The sequence below is a fragment of the Bradyrhizobium sp. 197 genome (assembly GCF_023073375.1).
Classification (GTDB): Bacteria; Pseudomonadota; Alphaproteobacteria; order Rhizobiales; family Xanthobacteraceae; genus Bradyrhizobium.
Map to the genome: position 1 here is coordinate 1 of NZ_JADPJJ010000062.1, position 900 is coordinate 900.

The 900-nt window shown below is 68.0% G+C and carries 1 protein-coding gene; it reads right to left on the bottom strand.

What is annotated here, in order from left to right:
• Nucleotides 1–885 (bottom strand): VCBS domain-containing protein (locus IVB27_RS14450; protein WP_247444210.1); only part of this gene is annotated, 885 nt, incomplete at its 3' end.
• Between the last annotated feature and the right edge of the window lie 15 nt (nucleotides 886–900).

Sequence of the window (900 nt, forward strand, 5' to 3'; positions counted from 1 at the left end):
CAGCTCATCATGGGCGCCGTTGCCGGCGTAGCTCCAGGCCCCGCTGGCATCGATGCTGAAGTCGCCATAGCTGCCATGAACATTGCTCTGCGCCACGACCTGGGCCTCGCCCGTATCCGGGTCGGTGATGGTCAGCTGCCCGGAGGTGTTGAGGGCCGCGGCAGTGTCGGCCTCGGTCACGGACTTCGAGTCCGAGCTCACCGACGCCACGTCGTTGGTGCCGGTGATGGTCACCGTCACCGTGCCGGTGGCGGTGCCGTCCTGGCTGGTCACCGTGAACTGGTCCTGGACCTGCTGGCCCGCGGTCAGCTCATCATGGGCGCCGTTGCCGGCGTAGCTCCAGGCCCCGCTGGCATCGATGCTGAAGTCGCCATAGCTGCCATGAACATTGCTCTGCGCCACGACCTGGGCCTCGCCCGTATCCGGGTCGGTGATGGTCAGCTGCCCGGAGGTGTTGAGTGCGGTCGCGGTGTCGCCCTCGGTCACGGACTTCGAGTCCGACGAGACCGTGGCCGCATCGTTGCTGCCGGTGATGGTCACCGTCACGGTGCCGGTGGCGGTGCCGTCCTGGCTGGTCACCGTGAACTGGTCCTGGACCTGCTGGCCCGCGGTGAGCTCGTCGTGGGCGCCGTTGCCGGCGTAGCTCCAGGCGCCGCTGGCATCGATGCCGAAGTCGCCATAGGTCCCGTGGGCGTTGCTCTGGGCCACGACGTGGGCCTGACCCGTGTCGGGATCCACAATCGTGAGCTGGCCCGAGGCGTTCAATGCGGCGGCAGTGTCGGCCTCGGTCACGGACTTGGAGTCCGAGCTCACCGACGCCACGTCGTTGCTGCCGGTGATGGTGATGCTGACCGTGCCGGTGGCGGTGCCGTCCTGGCTGGTCACCGTGAACTGGTCCTG